The 19350-nt window shown below is 64.3% G+C and carries 16 protein-coding genes; 8 read left to right on the forward strand and 8 right to left on the reverse strand.

Annotated elements, in window-relative coordinates:
- Positions 1–109: 109 nt before the first annotated feature.
- The 5 genes from RQH62_RS09570 to RQH62_RS09590 all read right to left on the reverse strand — a co-directional run bounded on the left by RQH62_RS09570 (position 110) and on the right by RQH62_RS09590 (position 4316).
- The gene (locus RQH62_RS09570; protein ID WP_311268528.1) at positions 110–1606 is read right to left on the reverse strand and encodes a SulP family inorganic anion transporter; all 1497 of its coding nucleotides are present in this window, start codon (positions 1604–1606) and stop codon (positions 110–112) included.
- Positions 1607–1609: 3 nt separating this feature from the next.
- Positions 1610–2308, reverse strand: a complete 699-nt coding sequence (locus tag RQH62_RS09575) for a carbonic anhydrase (RefSeq protein ID WP_311268529.1) — start codon at positions 2306–2308, stop codon at positions 1610–1612.
- Between the two features lie 183 nt (positions 2309–2491).
- Positions 2492–3202 carry a response regulator transcription factor gene (locus RQH62_RS09580; protein WP_311268530.1) on the reverse strand — a complete coding sequence of 237 codons (711 nt, stop codon included), beginning with the start codon at positions 3200–3202 and terminating at the stop codon, positions 2492–2494.
- On the reverse strand, positions 3199–3687 hold the full coding sequence (locus tag RQH62_RS09585; protein ID WP_311268531.1) for a hypothetical protein: 489 nt from the start codon (positions 3685–3687) through the stop codon (positions 3199–3201). Before RQH62_RS09585 ends, RQH62_RS09580 begins: the two co-directional genes overlap by 4 nt.
- A gap of 104 nt (positions 3688–3791) precedes the next feature.
- On the reverse strand, positions 3792–4316 hold the full coding sequence (locus RQH62_RS09590) for a hypothetical protein (protein ID WP_405053534.1): 525 nt from the start codon (positions 4314–4316) through the stop codon (positions 3792–3794).
- A gap of 219 nt (positions 4317–4535) precedes the next feature.
- On the opposite strand from RQH62_RS09590, the gene RQH62_RS09595 reads away from it, so the two are divergent.
- The gene (locus RQH62_RS09595) at positions 4536–5504 is read left to right on the forward strand and encodes a magnesium and cobalt transport protein CorA (protein WP_311268533.1); all 969 of its coding nucleotides are present in this window, start codon (positions 4536–4538) and stop codon (positions 5502–5504) included.
- On the opposite strand, the gene RQH62_RS09600 is transcribed toward RQH62_RS09595, so the two are convergent.
- The gene (locus RQH62_RS09600) at positions 5482–6546 is read right to left on the reverse strand and encodes a LacI family DNA-binding transcriptional regulator (protein ID WP_311268534.1); all 1065 of its coding nucleotides are present in this window, start codon (positions 6544–6546) and stop codon (positions 5482–5484) included. The two genes, RQH62_RS09595 and RQH62_RS09600, sit on opposite strands and share 23 nt — an antisense overlap.
- A 257-nt stretch (positions 6547–6803) precedes the next feature.
- On the opposite strand from RQH62_RS09600, the gene RQH62_RS09605 reads away from it, so the two are divergent.
- The 7 genes from RQH62_RS09605 (at position 6804) to RQH62_RS09635 (ending at position 18456) form a co-directional block, all read left to right on the forward strand.
- Entirely contained in the window at positions 6804–9179 is a 2376-nt protein-coding gene (locus RQH62_RS09605) for a TonB-dependent receptor (protein ID WP_311268535.1), read from the forward strand.
- Positions 9180–9243: 64 nt separating this feature from the next.
- Positions 9244–10959 (forward strand): arylsulfatase, encoded by a 1716-nt coding sequence (locus tag RQH62_RS09610; RefSeq protein WP_311268536.1) that lies wholly within the window; start codon positions 9244–9246, stop codon positions 10957–10959.
- A 17-nt stretch (positions 10960–10976) separates the two neighbouring features.
- Entirely contained in the window at positions 10977–12665 is a 1689-nt protein-coding gene (locus tag RQH62_RS09615; RefSeq protein ID WP_311268537.1) for a glycoside hydrolase family 3 N-terminal domain-containing protein, read from the forward strand.
- Positions 12659–14584 (forward strand): glycoside hydrolase family 3 N-terminal domain-containing protein, encoded by a 1926-nt coding sequence (locus RQH62_RS09620; protein ID WP_311268538.1) that lies wholly within the window; start codon positions 12659–12661, stop codon positions 14582–14584. The genes RQH62_RS09615 and RQH62_RS09620 overlap by 7 nt, the downstream gene beginning before the upstream one ends.
- Positions 14585–14592: 8 nt before the next feature.
- Positions 14593–15525, forward strand: a complete 933-nt coding sequence (locus RQH62_RS09625) for a formylglycine-generating enzyme family protein (RefSeq protein WP_311268597.1) — start codon at positions 14593–14595, stop codon at positions 15523–15525.
- A complete protein-coding gene (locus RQH62_RS09630; RefSeq protein WP_311268539.1) occupies positions 15522–17165 on the forward strand; it encodes a sulfatase in 1644 nt (547 codons plus the stop codon). The genes RQH62_RS09625 and RQH62_RS09630 overlap by 4 nt, the downstream gene beginning before the upstream one ends.
- Positions 17166–17199: 34 nt before the next feature.
- Positions 17200–18456, forward strand: coding sequence for an MFS transporter (locus RQH62_RS09635; RefSeq protein ID WP_311268540.1), 1257 nt, complete (start codon positions 17200–17202; stop codon positions 18454–18456).
- Between the two features lie 6 nt (positions 18457–18462).
- On the opposite strand, the gene RQH62_RS09640 is transcribed toward RQH62_RS09635, so the two are convergent.
- Positions 18463–18651, reverse strand: a complete 189-nt coding sequence (locus RQH62_RS09640; protein WP_311268541.1) for a hypothetical protein — start codon at positions 18649–18651, stop codon at positions 18463–18465.
- Positions 18652–18761: 110 nt separating this feature from the next.
- The gene (locus tag RQH62_RS09645; protein ID WP_311268542.1) at positions 18762–19343 is read right to left on the reverse strand and encodes a thioredoxin family protein; all 582 of its coding nucleotides are present in this window, start codon (positions 19341–19343) and stop codon (positions 18762–18764) included.
- Between the last annotated feature and the right edge of the window lie 7 nt (positions 19344–19350).

The following is a 19350-nucleotide window of genomic DNA, read 5'->3' on the forward strand; positions in this document are numbered from 1 at the left end:
TAACTTAACATTGCTATTATGTTTCCAGCGGAAATGGAGGCAAAAAGAAACCGCCGCGCCTGAGAGCAGGCACGGCGGCTCAAATAGGTCGCCTGTATTAAGGGGGGGGTCAGGCGACCAGTTGGCGCATCCGTCCGGTTGCGCCGAAATATTCGACTGGGGCGCCCGCGCCGCGACGGCGATCAACCCACTCCCGCAGCATTTCCGCGCAGGTATGGTCGATATGGCCCAGACGCTCGACATTCAGGATGACAAGGCCGGCCGCCGGCAGCGATTCGAGCTTGGCCGACAGTTTGGGCAGGCTGAGGAAGGTGGCGGTGCCACGCAGCGCCACTTCATGCGCCTCGCCCCGACTTTCATCCTCCACCTTCAGGCGCAGGCGGGTGGCGTGGGGCACAAGTTCCAGCATCGACAGGCCGATGCCCACCAGCACGCCGGTCAGCAGGTCGGTTGCTACGACGCAGATCAGGGTCGCCGCCCAGACGATCGCCGGCAGCGGACCGTAAAGGTGGAACAGATGCTTGACATGGGCCACGCTCACCAGACGAACGCCGGTGATGACGAGGATGCCGGCCAGCGCCGCCATCGGGATTTCACGCAACAACCAGGGCAGCAGCGCCACGAAGCCCAGGATCCAGACGCCGTGCAGAACCGCCGACATACGGGTCTTGGCGCCAGCCTGTACGTTCGCCGAGGACCGGACAATCACGCCGGTCATCGGCAGCGCGCCGGCAAAGCCGCAGAGCAGATTGCCCACGCCCTGCGCGCTCAGTTCGCGGTTATAGTTGGTGCGCACGCCGTCATGCATACGATCGACGGCGGCTGCCGACAGCAACGTCTCGGCACTGGCGATGAAGGCGATGGCGAAGGCGGTCGCGATCACGGTCGGGTTCATCAGCTGCGCCAGCAGCCCGCCTTCGGGCAACGTCACGGCAGCAACGATCGATTCGGGCACGATGACACGCGCGACGTTCAGGCCCAGCGCGAAGGCGACCAGCGTCGCAGCCACCACGCCGACCAGAGCGCCCGGCACCAGCTTCATCGAAGCAGGGCGGAACTTCTCCCAGCCCAGCATGCTGAAGATGGTAACGAGGCCGACCGCAAAGGCGGTAACGGTGTCGCCGTTCGACAGGCCCAGTATCTGGCCCGGCATGGCGATCAGGTTATGCAGACCGCTCGACAAAGGCTTATCGTCGAACAGCACATGGAACTGGCCGACTACGATCAGAACGCCGATGCCTGCCAGCATGCCGTGGACGACAGCCGGCGAAATGGCGCGGAACCAGCCGCCGACTTTCAGCAGACCCGCGACGACCTGAATGGCCCCCGCCAGAATCAGGATCGGGCCGAGGGCGGAAAGCCCCTGTTCCCGAACAATTTCAAAGACGATGACGGCCAGACCGGCGGCCGGGCCGCTGACCTGCAACGGTGAACCCGCCAGCAGGCCGACGACGATACCGCCGATGATGCCGGTGATCAGGCCCTTTTCCGGCGGCACGCCGGACGCGATGGCGATGCCCATGCAGAGCGGCATGGCCACCAGAAAGACGACGATCGACGCCGTGAAGTCGCGGCCGAAATTGCCGCCGGAAAGAGCCTTCAACATGATTTACTCCGCCGCTTGGGCATAGGCCGATTCGCCGGCAAGGCGACGGCCGTGGGGAAGTGCGACCGGCATCGGCTGGCCTTCGCGCAGGGGCGAGAAGCGACCGGTTTCGCCGTCGAGGCCGAGCACCTGGCCGGCATGAATGTCGACATACCAGCCGTGCAGCGCGATCTCACCACGGGCGATGCCCGATGCGATCGACGGGTGGGTGCGCAGATGCGCCAACTGCACCACGACATTTTCCAGCGCCATGTTGCGCAGCTTTTCAGCGTCGCTCAGGTCGGCGGAATAATTTTCGGCGCACACCTTCTGCGCGGCATGGCTGTGACGCAACCAGGCGGCGACGTTGGGCATGGCTGTCAGGTCGGCATTGGTGGCCAGCGCCTTCATCGCGCCGCAGTCACTGTGACCGCACACGATGATGTCGCGCACGCCCAGAACCATTACGGCATATTCGACCGTCGCGGTCACGCCGCCCAGCTGACTGGCATGGGGCGGCACGATGTTGCCGGCGTTGCGGCACACGAACAGGTCGCCGGGGGCAGCCTGCATGATCTGTTCGGGAACGATGCGCGAATCCGCGCAGGAGATCATCAGTGCCTTGGGGCTCTGGCCATGGTTGGCCAGTTGATTGTACAGCGTGCTTTCGCTGGGGTAGACCTTGGTTTCAAAGTCAAAAACGCGACCGATAAGCTCGTTCATGGAGTCTATCCTCTTCTTTGAATGACTATCTGCCGGCCAGGGGGCGGACCGGTGTAGTTTGAAGGATAGACATGGGTTTTTGCTGCGGCGCAGCGGGATTGTTAAAAACTATGTCTGACTAATGAAGCGCCGGAAATCGCGCAAAACCGCGAAAAATGGCGGTTTTGCGCAATCCTTTGCCGGTCAGCGCCGATCGACCACCGCGCTGAACATGTATCCGACGCCCCGGACAGTAACAATCGGGGCAGGACGACCGCCCTCCCCCAGCTTGCGCCGCAACCGGCTGACCAGCACGTCGATGCTGCGATCCGAAGAGGGCGTGTCGCGCACCCCCGCCAGTTCCATCAGGCGGGTGCGGGCAATCACCGTCTGAGCATGATCGAGAAAGACCGACAGCAGCGAAAATTCCGCCGCAGTCAGATCCACCCCTCCGCCGCCGGGCGCAGTGACTTCGCGCCGGGCGAAATCCACCACCCAGCCGTCGAAGATCGCCTCAGTCTGGCGACGCAGCCCCAATACCCGTTCGCCCCGGCCACGCCGCAGTACCGCGCGCAACCGGGCGGCCAGTTCGCGCGCCGAATAGGGCTTGGCCATATAATCGTCGGCGCCCAGTTCCAGCCCGACCACCCGGTCAACCTCCGAACTGTTCGCCGCGACCAGGATGATGGGCACGTCGCTGCGTTCGCGCACGTCGCGACACAGATCCAGCCCGTCGGGCCCCCGCAGCGCCGCGTCCAGCACGACCGCGCCAACCGGCGTGCTAGTCAGGGCGTTGTAGATATCATGGGCCGACGCCGCCGGCAGGGCACGAAAGCCGCTCTGCTCCAGATATTCGCGTATCTTCTGTCGCAGATCCTGATGCGTTTCTGCGACCAATATCAGCGGTGGGCTCATCCGCCTTTCACGGCGCCCTTGGTCAGCGCATGCACGCCGTCCAGTTCGTTCACCAGCACGGCGCGGTCCTGCTGCGCGACGGCGACCGCTTCGGCGGAGCGGTCCGCCACATGGCGGGCGACCTGCGCATCGATCTGATGGCGGGCGGCGGTGCAGGTGCCCGCGTAGCTGCCCGACAGCGGTGCGAACCGATAGATCGCCTTGCCAAAGGCAGGAACAGCCTGCCCCTGCGCTGCGACGGCGCGGTTCACGCTGATGTCGGCCTGCCAGCGGCAGACGGGGATGGCGCCGCGATTGGCAAAACGCGGTTCGACTTCGCGCAGGCTGATGCTCGGCTGGGCCTGATAGCTGGCCGTATAGGCCTGCGCGCCATGGCTGATGTCGGTGCTGTGGATGGTGCTGGGAGCGACGGCGAGCGCCGCTACGCTGGATGCCAGGATCAGGAACATGGACTTCTCCTCTGCGACATGGGCGATCTGCGCCATCTTGGCCGGGCAGATGCGGATGACAGAGGATTAAGGCTGGCAAATGTCTCCGTAATTTGCCGGATGTAACAAATCATTGCTGGAGCCCGGTTTCAGGCAATGATTCATTGCGCCGCCAGCAATATCGGCTGCGACTCAGGCAGCATTGCGCCGCGAATATGGCCGATCAGAGCGGACAGCCAGAGGGCGTCACCCGCCGCACTGTGCCGTGTCGCCCCCTGCCGGTCGGCAAAGGCCACGGCGGCACCGATACGCGCCTCGTCCGCGCACGCCTCGTCGAACAGGGTAGCGACATGCTCGATCGCGAAAGGCGAAGGCGTGCCCGCTGCGGCTGCCAGCGTATCGAGCCAATATTGGTCGATCAGGCTGTCGGCGACGACGCGGCGACCCTGCGTCGCGGCGACCAGTTCGGCCAGCACGACCGATGCGGGCAGCCCTTCACATGCGATCCGCTCGCGGCTGAGGCCATGGAGCGCTTCGGCTTCCGGGGTCCAGTCCCAGCCGGCCCAGTCGTCATGCGGACGGATCAGCCAACTGCGCGACATGGCGCCATCCGCTATCCCCACTTCGATCGGGAAGGACCGTCCATGGCGCGGCAGGCAGGACGCCTCGAAGTCGATAGTCGTGATGTGCAAAGCACAGCTCCATATTCTCGTGCAGCCTGCCCTCTCCAAGCATGTGCCGCGCGTTCTTCTATGCGCCCCTTTCGCCCTGAACTATGTCATGGCGAAGTCAATCGCCACCCCCTTCAGCAAAAATCATATGGGTTGAAGCAGGGCTGCGGCGAAAGGCAGGACGACGACGCCATTGTCTGCTAGCGAACGGAAACCAAAGGGAAACACAGTGCCATGACCGTCGTCGCCGCCTATCTTTATCGCAACGGCCAGCGGGTCCGCCCGGTGGCGATCGACGAACGGATCGACTGCGCGCCCGACAAGTCCGAATTCATCTGGATCGGCGTGGCCGAACCGACGGAGGAAGAGATGCAGATCCTGGCCCGTACCTATGGCCTGCATCCGCTGGCGGTGGAGGATGCAATCAAGGCCAACCAGCTGCCCAAGATCGACATTTACGGCGACCAGTTGTTCGTTGTCGCGCGCACCGCCCATGTCGAGGGCGACGCCATCTGCTATGGCGAAACCGCGCTGTTCGTCGGCCCCAGCCATATCATCAGCGTCCGCCATGGATCGGCCCGCGCCCATCTGGCACTGCGCGAGGAACTGGAGGCCGTGCCGTCTCGCCTCGCGCAGGGAGTGGACTATGTGCTGCACGCCATCCTCGACTTCATCGTCGATGGCTATCTGCCGATCATCGAGGGGATCGAGGAGGAGGTGCTGGAGATGGAGCAGCAGATGATCGACCATTTCCTGCGCCGCGACGACATAACCCGCATCTTCAGTCTGCGCCGCCAGCTGATCCGGTTCCAGCGCATCCTGGTGCCGATGCAGGAGGTGGCGACCAAGTTCGTGAAGATGGATCTGCCTTGTATCGACCCGGAAGCGCGCCCCTATTTCAGCGATGTGCGCGACCATGTCCGCCGGGTGCAGACGATGGTGGACGACCTGCGCGAGATCCTGAACAGCGTGTTCGAATCAAGCAACCTGCTGGAACAGCAGCGCACCGGCGACATTACCCGGCAACTGGCCGCCTGGGCCGCGATTCTGGCTGTGCCGACTGCGATCGCCGGCATTTACGGCATGAATTTCGAGCATATGCCCGAACTCAAGAGCGTATATGGCTATCCGGTGGTGCTGGGCGTGATCGCGATCATCTGCACCCTGCTCTACAGCCGGTTCAAGAAGCTGAAGTGGCTGTAGCCAGCGGCGCGGCGACCGATTCGCGGATCACCAGTTCGTGCGGCAGATAGTCGTTCACCCGTTCGACATCGCCGGCTCCGCCCCGCGCCAGAGCGATCGCCAGCGTCGCCGCCTGCGCCGAAATCTGCTTGCCCGGATGCTTGACCGTGGTCAGCGACGGCCAGATTTTCACCGCGATCGGCGTGTCGTCGAACCCCACCACCGACAGGTCGCGCGGCACGTCCAGCCCACGCCGATGCGCCAGCGAGACGATCGCGGCGGCCATGTCGTCATTGCTGGCGAAGATGGCGGTCGGGCGATCGGACCGGTCCAGCAATTCTTCCCCAGCCGCCAGCCCCGACTCGAAGCTCATGTCGCCCGCCACGACCAACTCTGGGCGGATCGGCAGGCCCGCCTCGCGTAGCGCCGCCTGATAGCCTTCACAGCGTGTTCGGTGGATGAGATGCCCGACGCCACCCCGGATGAAACCGATATTCCGGTGCCCCAGCTCGATCAGATAGGCGGTCATGTCTCGTGCAGCGCCGAAATCGTCGATCCGCACACAATGATCGCCGGGCAGCGCGTCACCCGGCGACATCGCCACCACCGGCACCGGGAAATCGCGGGTCAGACCATGACGGTTGGCGACCTCGCAATAAGGCGGGACGATCAGGATCGCATGAGCGCCATTTTCCACCAGCCCCTGCATCTGTTGCGCGATCTCCTTCGGATCGCCGCTTTCCAAGGGACGCAGCAACAGTTGCGCGCCGAGTCGGCTGGTCGCATCCAGCGCGCCGACGAGGATGGAACTGAGAAACGCATTCTCGATATTGCGATAGAGCAGGCCGATCCGGGTCGCGCTGGCGCTCGCCAAGGAGCGCGCTGCCATGTTGGGCACGTAATTGAGTTCGCGCACCGCCGCCATCACCGTGTCGCGGGTGCTTTGCCGGACTTTCGGACTGTTATTCAATACGTTGGATACCGTCATGGCCGACACGCCGGCATGGTCCGCAACGGTCTGAATGGTGATGGCCTGACTGGCGCGGCGCCCCGAACGGGCCATGATGAATAACTCCCTGACAGGCGCACCCCGCGCCTTGCCCGCCTGTTTAACGCTATATTCCGGGCGGTTGCAAATTGGTGCAGCCGCCCCTGTTGCAGGAAATCCGCAACTTTCCGGAAAAATGTAGCGCTAAAATATTGCTGTTGACATCATCGCCGCCGGATAAGATTTAGCGCTACAACCAAGTGGTCAACCGCTGGTGGGTTTCATTTTGCACGACCGCGCGTCGATACAGGCGCCGGACAAGGGGAGGATATATGCGCTTTTCCAAGATTATGACGTTGCGCCGCGCCGCGGTGTCCGCACTCAGCCTGGGTATCGCCCTGGCCCCTGCCGCTGCGATGGCGCAGGACGCCGCGCCGCAGGCGCCGCAGGACGGCACCGACATCGTCGTCACCGCGCAGAAGCGCGCCGAGCGCCTTCAGGACGTGCCGCTGGCCGTGACCGCCGTGGGCGCTGACACGCTCGCCAACCGCCAGATCAACGACAGCAGCTCGCTGGTACAGGCCGTGCCCTCGCTGACCTTCCAGCAGGGCGCCACCCCCACCAACAGCAGCTTCCGCATCCGCGGCATCGGCACCGCCCTGTTCGGTCAGGGCGTCGAATCCTCCGTCTCCACCGTGGTCGACGGCGTCGTCGCCGTGCGTCAGACGCAGGGCTTCACCGACCTTGCCGATATCGAGCGCGTCGAAGTGCTGCGCGGCCCGCAGGGCACGCTGTTCGGCAAGAACGCCACCGCCGGCGTCGTCAACGTCACCACCGCCCGCCCCTCACGCGAATTTGAGGGCAAGGCCGAAGCGACCATCGCCGAACATGGCGAATATCGCGCCCGTGGCACCGTGTCCGGCCCGATCAGCGACACGCTGCGCGCTCGCGTCACCGGCTTCTACAATGACGTGCGCGGTGTCGCCCGCAACATCGCCACCGGCGGCTGGGACAATGGCTCGAAGAGCTGGGGCGTACGTGGCAAGCTGGAATGGGATGCGACCGAAAATCTGAACCTGCTGTTCGCGGCCGAATATCGCAAGACGGATGCCGATTGCTGCGCCTCCACCTGGATCGCGATCACCAACCCGAACCTGCAAACGCTGGTCGGCCCGATCGACGCCACCCGGAACAACCGCACGCTCAATGACGAGACGGTAACGCGTTCCAACAGCAAGCAGCAGACCTATTCGTTGCAGGCCGACTGGGATCTGGGCGGCGCGACCATCACCTCGATCAGCGCCTATCAGAAATATTATCTGGACGTGAACCAGCCGATCGAGCGCATCAACAGCGACGTGCCGCTGTTCGTCGGCAGCAACGCGACCTATGCCTATTTCAGCCAGAACCATGGCATCGTGGACCTTTCGGCCTTCAGCCAGGAACTGCGCATTGCCAATAATGGCAATAGCGACCTCAACTATGTCGCCGGCGTCTTCTACATGCACTCCGACATCGAACGCCCGTTCGATCGCCGCCGTGCCCGCTGCACCGCCGGCACCTTTGGCGAGCCCTGCGCCACCAGCAACATCATCTGGCAGTCGGCCAAGAGCGACATCCGCCTGAAGCAGGACAGCATCGCCGCTTTCGGTCAGGTCGATTATCGCATCACCGGCGGCCTGAAGGCCATCGGTGGCCTGCGCGTGCAATATGAAAAGGGCACCAACAGCGGCACCCGCACCGCCCCGATCGTGGCGGGCGACGTGATCTTTCCCGGCAATGCCTCGACCAGCGGCTCCATCACCGCCAGCGACACCGCTGTCACCGGCAAGGCGGGCCTGCAATATGAATTCAGCCGCAATGCACAGGTCTATGGCAGCTATACCCGTGGCTATAAGGGCCTGGGTTATGAGATGGAAATCTCCGCCGACCTCGCCAACCAGCGCGTGCTGGAGCCGGAACATGTCAACGCCTATGAACTGGGCTTCAAGGGTCGCACCGCCGACGGCGTGCTGAGCGTCAGCACGGCCCTGTTCCTGGCCGACTACAGCAATCTTCAGGTGCAGGCGAACCGCTCCGACATCGCGTCGGGCGTGGTCCAGTTCGTGTCCACCAACGCCGGCAAGTCGCGCACCAAGGGCTTTGAAATCGAGGCCACCGTGCGCCCCGACGATCATTTCAGCCTGACCGGCGCCGTCACCTATTCGGATGCGAAGATCGACATCGATGGCCTGAACTGCCCGCAGCAGATCGCCGCCACCGCGCCGGTCATGACCGGCACGCCGGTCAATGTCTGCTACCGCACGGCCGCCGGCGTCACCCCGACGCAGAATCTGCGCGGCGCCACCCTGCCCGTCAGCCCGAAGTGGAAGATCAGCATCGCGCCGCGTTATGAAGCGCAGATTCCCGGTACCGACTATGCCGGCTTTGCGCAGGTGGGCGTCAACTTCCAGAGCGCGATGAACTTCTCTGTCGAGCAGGACCCGCTGCTGGAACAGCCCGCTTATGCGCTGGTCGATGCCAGCATCGGCGTGAAGCAGCTGGACGGCCGCTACAGCCTGACCCTGTTCGTCAAGAATCTGTTCGATGAAAATTATCTGACCAGCATCGGCCACACCTCCTTCCTGGGCGGCAATTATGATCTGGTCGGTACCTTCAACAAGGATGCGGATCGCTATTTCGGCGCCACGCTCGGCGTGAAGTTCTGATCGGTCGGGCGCGGCGGCGGATAGTCGCCGCGCCCTGTTCTTTACGGGCGAAGGAGCAGGACTAATGGGCAAGCGTTTCTTGATGGCGGCCACCATGCTGACGGCGGCGATCGGCCTGTCCGGCGCCAGCGCCGCACCGAAACCGCTGGCTCCGGTCACGGCGAACAAACCCAACATCGTCCTCATCGTCCTTGATGATGTCGGCTTTTCGGACCTCGGCGCTTTCGGCTCCGAAATCCGCACCCCCAATATCGATGCGCTGGCCGCTGGCGGGCTGCGCTACAACCGGTTCGACAGCAAGGCAATCTGCACCGCCACCCGCGCCGCGCTGCTGACCGGGCGCAATCACCAGACGGTGCGCATGGCGGACCTGCCGACCAATACGCGCACCACCGACATGAGCCGCGATCGCGGCGAGTTGCCCACCAACGCCCAGATGCTGCCACAGGCGCTGAAAGCCGCGGGCTATCGCACCTATGGCGTGGGCAAATGGCATCTTGGCCCCGAATATGAGGATGGCAAAGCGGGCAATAATGCCAGCTGGCCGCTCCAGCGTGGCTTCGATCGTTTCTATGGTTTCTACAGCGGCTGGACCGATCAATATCATCCCGACCTGATCGACGGGAACAGCACCCCGCCCAAGCCCGACAAACCGGGCTATCATTTCTCGGCCGACATGGCGGACCATGCCATCGCCGATATCGACGATGCGGCGGGCAAACCCTTCTTCCTCTATTTCGCGATGGGTGCCGGCCATGCCCCGTTGCAGGTGCCCCGCGCCTATATCGATCATTATCGCGGCACCTATGAAAAGGGCTGGGACGCGCTGCGCGCCGAACGCTTCGAACGGATGCAAAAGGCGGGCATCATCCCCGCCAGTGCCGTCAACACGATCCGCGCGGCCGGCGATCGCGCATGGGATCAGCTCAGCGCTGACGAACAGGCCGTCTTCGCCCGTTACATGGCGACCTATGCCGGTTTCCTGGAACATGCCGACGCGCAGATCGGCCGGGTCGTCCAGCGGCTCAAGGACAGCGGCCAATATGACAACAGCATCATCCTGCTGATCTCTGACAATGGCGCCGCATCCGAGGCCGGTCAGGAGGGCAGCTTTGAGAAGATGTACCGCCCCAACAAGTTGAGCTTCGCCGAGCAGCGCGCGCGCATCGACGATATCGGCACCGACAAGTTGCAACCCGAATATCCCCGCCCCTGGGCCTGGGCCGGCGGCACGCCGTTCCGGCGCTACAAGGTGTGGCCCTATGCCGGGGGTGTGCGCACGCCGATGATCCTCTCATGGCCGGCCGCCATCAGGGACAAGGGCGCGGTGCGCAGCCAGATGGTCGATCCGATCGATCTGGCCCCCACCTTGCTGGATGCCGCCGGCACCGGCTTTGCCCGCAGCGTCGATGGCGTAGCGCAGGTGCCCGTCGCCGGGCGATCCATCCGCGGCACCTTCAACAATCCGAACGCCGCCGCCCGGCCGGTCCAATATTTCGAGCTGCGTGGCCAGCGCGCGATCACGGCGGGCCACTGGCGCGCGGTCGCGATGCACCAATATGGCACCGACTTCGCCAAGGACCGGTGGGAATTGTTCGACCTGTCGAAGGACTTTTCCGAAAGCACCGACCTGGCCGCCAGCCACCCTGCCAAACTGGCGGAGATGAAGGCGCTCTGGTGGCAGGAAGCACGCAAATACAGCACGCCCGCCCTGGCCGAACCGCCCGAAATCTTCGCCAAGCGCGCCCGCTATGACGACGCCTTCACCGATCCGAAATGAGTAACGCCATCTCCACTTTGACTTCCCCCCTTTCACCCGGTGCCGGTCCTCTGTTCCTCTCCCCGGAGGACATGGCCTGGGTGGAAAATACCCGCGACGCGATGAGCGTCGAGGCGCAGATCGCGCAGCTCTTCGTCCTGTCCGCGCGCCATGACAGCATCGCGGAAACCGACGGCCTGCTCGGCCATGCGCCGGGCGGCATCCACCGCTTCCCGACCCATGATCTGGACGCCGCCTGGGCCGCGACGCGCCATGCGGTCGAGCGGTCGGAAATTCCGCTGATCCTGTCCGGCGATATCGAGGGCGGCACGGTCAGCGCGCCCTTCACCACCGCCATCCCCAACCAGATGGGCATCGCCGCCTGCGACGATCTGGACCTGAGCGCCGCTCTTGCCCGCATCGTCGGGCAGGAAAGCCGGGCGCTGGGCTATAACTGGTCCTTCACCCCCGTGGTCGACATCAACCGCGCCTTCCGCAACGCGGTGGTCGGCACCCGCTCCTATGGCTCCGACCCCGACCGCATTTTGGCGCAGGCCCGCGCCTATGTCAGCGCGCTACAGGCACAGGGCGTTGCCGCCTGCGCGAAACACTGGCCGGGCGATGGCCTCGACGATCGCGACCAGCATCTCGTCACCAGCGTCAACGACATGGACATGGACGAATGGCGCGCGACCTTCGGCCGCATCTTCGGCGCGCTGGTCGATGATGGCGTGATGACGATCATGTCGGCGCATATCGCCCTGCCCGCCTATATCCGCGAAAAGATGTCGAGTGCGGGCGCGCAGGCGTTCGAACCCGCCTCCGTATCCCGCCTGCTGAACGAAGACCTGCTGCGTGGCGAACTGGGTTTTGACGGCCTGATCGTGTCCGACGCCACCGTCATGGGCGGCCTCACCAGCTGGATGGCGCGCGCCGAGGCGGTGCCGGCCGTGATCGAAGGCGGCTGCGACGTCTTCCTCTTCAGCCGCGATCCGGTCGCCGACATGGGCTTCATGTTGCAGGGCCTGCGCGACGGCTGCCTTTCGGAACAGCGCCTGCACGATGCCGTCACTCGCTTCCTGATGCTGAAGGCGAAGCTCGGCCTGCACCGCATGACGCCGGACGAACGCATCGCCCCGGTCGACCAGACCCGCGCCCTGCTGCGCCAGCCCGCCCATCTGGATCAGGCCGCCCGCGCCGCTGCCGCCAGCATCACGCTGGTCAAGGATCGCGACACGCTGATCCCGATCGCGCCGGACAAGCATAAGCGCATACTCATCATGTCGGACGAAGGGGCTAGCTTCTTTTCCGGCGCGCCCGAACGCGATTTTACACCGCTGATCGACGGGCTCGAAAGCCGCGGCTTCGTCGTGCGCCATTTCGATCCCGAAGCGATGCCGACGCCGGAAGACACCGACCTCATCCTCTATCTGATCGGGCAGGAAGCCACGCCCGCGCTCAGCCATATCTTCCTCGATTTCGCCCGGCTGCATGCCAGCCCGCGCAACGGGATGATCCAGTTCAACCGGGAAATCCCGACCCTGCTCATCTCCTTCGGCCAGCCCTATTATCTGTATGACGCGCCGAATTTCGCGACCTATATCAACGCCTATGCTTCGCTGCCCGATGTGCAGACGGCATTGGTGGAGCGGCTGACGGGCGACGCGGCCTTCACCGGCAACAGTCCGGTCGACGCCTTTTGCGGGAAGGAACAATTGTCATGGTGATGCGCAGGATCGTGGCGGCATCGCTGCTGGCAATCGCACTGGGTGGCGCAGGATCGCCCCCGCCCGCCGGCTGGCGCGACCTCAACCATAATGGCCGTCTTGACCGTTATGAGGACAGCCGCGCGCCCATCGACGCGCGGGTCGAGGATTTGCTGAAGCAAATGACGCTGGCGGAAAAGGCCGGGATGCTGTTGCACGGCACCCTGCCCACGCCCGGTTCCGCGATTGGTTTTGCCGGCAAGACCTATGATGCCGACGCGACCGCCAGGCTGATGAACGATCGCCATATCAGCAGCTTCATCACCCGTCTGGTGGTCGCGCCGTCAGAGCTTGCCGCGCAGAATAATGCCGTGCAGAAACTGGCGGAGGCCAGCCGCCTCGGCATCCCCGCCACGATCAGTACCGATCCGCGCCACCATTTTCAGGCGACTTTGGGCGCCAGCACCACCGGCGGCGGCTTCTCGCTGTGGCCCGACACGCTGGGCTTCGCCGCGCTGGGCGACACCGAAACGGTGCGCCGCTTCGGCGACATCGCGCGGCAGGAATATCGCGCCGTCGGCATCCATATGGCCCTCTCGCCGCAGGCCGACCTCGCCACCGAACCGCGCTGGCCGCGCTTTGCCGCCACCTTCGGGTCCGATCCTGCGGAAGTATCGCGCCTTGCCGGCGCCTATGTCGATGGCTTCCAGCATGGCCGCGCCGGGGTCCGTCCCGATGGCGTCGCCACCGTGGTCAAACACTGGGTCGGCTATGGCGCGGAGCCGGAGGGTTTCGACGGCCACAATCATTATGGCCGCAACGCGCCGCTGACTGACGCCGCCTTCGCTCAGCATATCCGCGCCTTCGACGACAGCCTCGCCGCCCATAGCGCCGGCGTCATGCCCACCTATGTCATCGTGCAGGGTCCGAAGATCGCCGGCCAGCCGATCGAACCGGTCGCCGCCGGCTTCAACAAGCAGATGCTGACCGGCCTGCTGCGCGGGGAGAAGGGCTTTTCCGGCCTGATCGTCTCCGACTGGTCGATCACCAATGATTGCCCGCAGGCCTGCATGGCGCCGGATGCGCAGAACCCGCAGACCCCCGCCTCGATCGGCACGCCATGGGGCATGGAGACGGCCGACAAGACGACCCGTTTCGCCAAGGGGCTGAATGCCGGCATCGACCAGTTTGGCGGCGCGAACGATCCCGCCCCGATACTGGATGCGATCGCCAAGGGCCTCGTCAGCGAAAAGCGGATCGATGAGTCCGTCCGCCGCGTGCTGCGCCTGAAGTTCGAACAGGGGCTGTTCGACAATCCCTATGTCGATGAAGCCGCCGCCGCCCGCATCGTCGGCAACCCACAGGCGCAAGCCGAGGCGGATGCCGTCCAGCGCGCCAGTCAGGTGCTGCTGCGCAACGACAGCGCCACCCTGCCGATCGCGCCGAGCAAGCGCATCTGGTTGCACAATGTCGATGCCGCCGCCGCCCGCGCCGCCGGCTTCACCGTGGTCGAAGACCCGGCACAGGCAGACATCGCCCTGGTCCGCACCGCCACCCCATTCGAAACGCTGCACCCGCATCATTTCTTCGGCGCGCGCCAGCATGAAGGGCGGCTGGATTTCCGCGCCGACGACAAGGATGTGCAGGCGATTGCCCGCGCCTCCGCCCATGTGCCCACCATCGTCGCGGTGGAGATGGACCGCCCCGCGATCCTGACCGCGATCGAGCCGATGACGAAGGCCATGCTCGTCACCTTCGGCGCCAGCGATGCCGCCGTGCTGGACGTGATCACCGGCCGTGCCGTAGCAAAAGGGCGTATGCCCTTCTCGCTCCCCCGCTCCATGGCCGATGTCGAGGCGCAAAGCCCCGATCTGCCCGATGATGGCCCCGCCCCCGCCTATCCGCGCGGTGCCGGGATCGTCCTGAAGGCTGCCCGGTGACGGACGGCATGATCCACCTGCCCGGCGGCGCCTTCCTGATGGGGTCGGACCGCTTCTACCCGGAGGAAGCGCCGGTGCGCCGGGTGCAGGTGGATGGCTTCCGGATCGACGAAACGCCTGTCACCAACCGCGACTTCGCCCGTTTCGTCGAGGCGACCGGCCATGTCACGCTGGCGGAGATTGCGCCGGACCCGAAGGATTATCCCGGCATGGACCCGGCCATGGCGCAGGCGGGATCGCTGCTGTTCCAGCGCACCGGTGGTCCGGTGTCACTCGACGATTATAGCCAATGGTGGCAGTTCAGCTTCGGCACCGACTGGCGCCATCCTCATGGCCCGGACAGCCGGATCGAGGGGCTGGAGGATCATCCCGTCGTCCATGTCGCCTATGCCGATGCGGAGGCCTATGCCAAATGGGCCGGCAAGGCGCTGCCGACCGAGGCGGAATGGGAATATGCCGCACGCGGCGGGCTGGACGGCGCGGACTATGCCTGGGGCGATACACTGGCGCCCGATGGCAAGATGATGGCCAATTACTGGCAGGGCGCCTTCCCATACGGCAACACGCTGGAGGACGGCTATGAACGCACGTCCCCGGTACGCACCTATGCGGCGAACGGCCATGGCCTGTACGACATGATCGGCAATGTCTGGGAATGGACGACCGACTGGTTCGCCCAGCCCCGGATCGAGCGCAAGACGAAGGGTAGCTGCTGCGTCCCCGCCAACCCGCGCGGCGGCACGAAGCGCGAGAGTTTCGATCCCGCCACGCCCGACATCGCCATTCCGCGCAAGGTGCTGAAGGGCGGATCGCATCTGTGCGCCGCCAATTATTGCCAGCGCTATCGCCCCGCCGCCCGCCATCCGCAGGCGGTGGACAGCGCGACCAGCCATATCGGCTTTCGCTGCATCATCCGGGACAAGAAGGGAACCCGTCCATGACCAACGCCCGCCGCGCGCTGCGCGCCGCCGCGATCGCCGCCTGCACCCTGCTGGGTCCGGGCGCCTTTGCGAAGCCGGTGAACGCGCCGCAGCCAAAGCCGACCAACATGATCTTCGTGCTGGTGGACGATCTGCGTTACGACGCGATGGGCTTTCTGACGCCGGGCCTCCAGACGCCGAATATCGACCGGCTGGCCAAGGACGGCGTCTATTTCCCCAATGCCGTCGTCACATCCTCGCTCTGCTCGCCCAGCCGCGCGACCATCCTGACCGGTCAGACCGCGCGCAACCATGGCGTCGTGGACAATAATAACAGTTCGGAGGAAGGGCTGACCTTCTTCCCCAAATATCTGCAACAGGCAGGCTATCAGACCGGCTTTTTCGGCAAATGGCATATGGGCTTCGACACCGATGCCCCGCGCGACGGCTTCGACAAATGGGTCAGTTTCAAGGGCCAAGGCACCTATTTCCCGACCGAACAGCTCAGCCCCGAAAAGATCGCAGCGGGCGATCGGCAGATGCTCAACGTCGATGGCGCGCATGTGAAGCGCACCGGCTATATCACCGACGAACTGACCGATTATGCGATGAACTGGCTGGAAAACGGCCGCGACCAGTCCAAGCCCTTCTTCCTCTATTTGAGCCACAAGGCGGTCCATAGCGATCCGCTGCCGCCCGACCGCTACAAGGCGCAATATAGCGACCTGAAAATCAATCTGCCCGCCAGCATGGCGAACACGCCGGAAAATAATGCAGGCAAGCCGCTCTGGGTCCGTAACCAGCGCAATAGCTGGCACGGCGCAGACTTCCCCTATCACACCAACAACCCCATGACGGAGCAGGTCCGCGACTATTATCGCACCCTGTCCCCCGTGGATGAGAGCCTGGGTCGCATCCTGGCCTATCTGAAGACGAACCATCTCGATAAAAATACGATGGTGGTTTTCTATTCCGACAACGGCTTCCTGATCGGGGAACATGGGCTGATCGACAAGCGCAACGCCTATGAACCCTCCGTGCGCGTGCCGATGATCGTCTGGGCGCCGGGCATGGTGCCCAAGGGCGTGACCAATCCCGCTGTGGTCCGCAATCTCGACCTCGCGCCGACCTTCCTCGACATCGCCCATGTGGCGAAACCCGCGCAGATGGAGGGCAAGAGCTTCCTGCCCGTCGTCGAGGGCAAGATCGACGAAAAGACCTGGAATCCTGGCGATTTCGTCTATGAATATTATTGGGAATGGAGCTTCCCGCAGACCCCCACCACCTTCGCGATCGAGCGCGACCGGGTAAAATATATCCAATATCATGGCGTCTGGGATCTGGAGGAACTGTACGACCTCAAGACCGACCCGGACGAGATGCACAATCTGATCGAAGACTCCAAATGGCTGGATACCAGGATCACCCTGCGCAAGGCGCTGTTCGAGCAACTGGCCAACAATAAGGGCGCCCATGTCGTCCCCTATACCCGCAAGACCAGTTCCGGCCTCGTCCACCGCAATATCGAAGGCCCGCACGCCGCCGACTTCCCGGCCGACTGGTATGTGCAGCCCAACCTGCCGACCAAGATGAACGACCTGTTCGCCGACAGCCCGGCCAAGGCTAAGGCGGACGCCGAAGGCAAAAGCTACCACCCTTAATTCTGGCCCCCGGCCCTTCTGAAAGTTCGCGTCGATGACCGCATCTCCTTCGCCGGAAACCACCCGCCCCGCTGTTTCGCTGGGCTTCGTCGCCATCTATGTGCTGGCGCAGTTCGGCATCTGGGTCGCGCTGCTGACGCCGGTGGTGATGACACTGGCGCTGCGCGTCGGCGAGATTGCGAGCGAGGCGGAGAAGGGCCGCTGGCTGGGCATCATCCTGGCGATCGGCGGCTTCGTCGCGCTGGTGGCGACTCCCATCTGCGGCGCCCTGTCGGATCGCACGCGCAGCCGTTTCGGTCGCCGCCGCCCCTGGCTGCTGGGTGGGCTGGTCGTCGCCGGCGCGGGCCTGCTGCTGCTTGGCCTTGCCCCCAATCTGCTGTTGCTGGGCCTGGGCTGGATCATCTGTCAGGCGGGGTTCAACGCTATGCAGGCCGGCTGCCTGCCGATCCTGCCCGATATCATCCCCGTCCGCTGGCAGGGCCGCGTCGCGGGCATGCTGGGCATGACCTCCACCATGGGCACCTTCGCGGGCAGCTGGATCACCCAATATACGCAGGGATCGTCGCTGCTGATGTTCCTCGCGCCCTTCGCGATCACGATCGTCAGCATCACCATCCTCTGCCTGATCCTGCCTGATCGGCCTGCAGAAGGTAACGATGATCGCCGCCTCGGCCCCATCGCCATGCTGCGCGCGATCGGCGCGCCGTTCCGCGACTGGGACTTTAGCTGGGCCTTTGGCAGCCGCTTCCTTATCATGATGGCCTGGTCGTTCCTGCTGACCTACCAGCTTTTCTTCCTGACCGACCAGCTATCGCTGGCCAAGGCCGACGCGACACAGGTGATGGTCAAATCCATGGCGATCATCGCCACCGCGACCATCGCCATCTCGCTGGTCGGCGGCTTCATCACCGACTGGACCGGCCGCCGCAAGCCGCTGGTCTTCCTCGCCGCCGCGCTGGAGGGCGCCGGTTTCCTGACGATCGCCCTCGCCCCGTCCGTCTCGCAATTCCTGATCGGGGTGGCCATGGCCGGCATCGGCAAGGGCCTTTATTTCGCGGTCGACCTGGCCCTGCTGGCCGCCATCCTGCCCCGGCCGGAAGATAGCGCGAAGGATATGGGCGTGTTCCAGATCGCCAACAGCCTGCCCCAATCGCTCGCCCCGGCGATCGCGCCGATCATCCTCGCCATCGGCAGCGCGCAGGGCAATGATTATGCCGCCATCTATTTCGTCGGCTGTCTCTTCGCCCTGCTGGGCGCCGTCACCATCTGCCCGGTGCGCCGGTCCAGATAAGCCGGATCAGGCGGCTGCGCCCAGCATCCGTTCGATCGCGGTGACATGGGCCAGCACCGGCCGCGCCTGAAAAAAGTCGCGCAGGTCGATATAGCCCAACTCGCGGATTCGCGCTGCCACGGCATAGCGGGTGTCGTCGTTCAGGATCGCGGCAATCCGCCGCTTGAGCGCCTGTAGTCGGGTTTCGATGGTCATGAACTGGCCTCCATGATGATCGGTTGCACATATATCAGGGCGCATATCCTGCGGCTTGCCAAGGGCAGGCCGCCACGTTCCCGGTCGGAACGCCCTGATTGTCCGACCGGTCACACCCATTGGGCCAGCCAGTCCGCCAGCGCCTGCGGCGTCATGTGACGCGCATCGGCCAGAGCGAACAGATGGCCATCGTTGAGCAGCCGGTCGGTCTTGGGATCGACCACCAGCAGGGCGGGAACGCCCTTCAACTTGTCGATGCCATAATGACCGGCAATCTGCTGATTCTTGTTGAGCCGGCCGATATCGACCGTCACCACCTCATAATGTCTGCGCAGGAAGGCCTTGACCTCCGGCAGTTCGAATACCCCAGCCAGCACCCGGCAATCCGGACACCAGTTGCCGCCCAGATCGATCAGCAAGCGCTTGCCACTGGCCCTTGCGCGCGCCTTGGCAGCGGCGACGGCACGATCGGCATCGGCCTTTTCATCATAGGGCAGCGGCAACGGCTGGCGCAGCGCATCCAGACTGGTCGCCGCCACCTTCGGCGCCCGCGCGGCCGATAACGGACCAACCGCGACGGCAGCCAACAGGACAACAGCACCCAGACCGACAACCGCTTTCACATGGGACTCCCGATAATGTCCGGTCAGGATGTCGCTGTCAGCGCCAGCGGGATAATGAGAATATCTCATAGGATCG

Origin of the sequence: Sphingobium sp. WCS2017Hpa-17 (assembly GCF_031843765.1) — a bacterium.
Classification (GTDB): domain Bacteria; phylum Pseudomonadota; class Alphaproteobacteria; order Sphingomonadales; family Sphingomonadaceae; genus Sphingobium.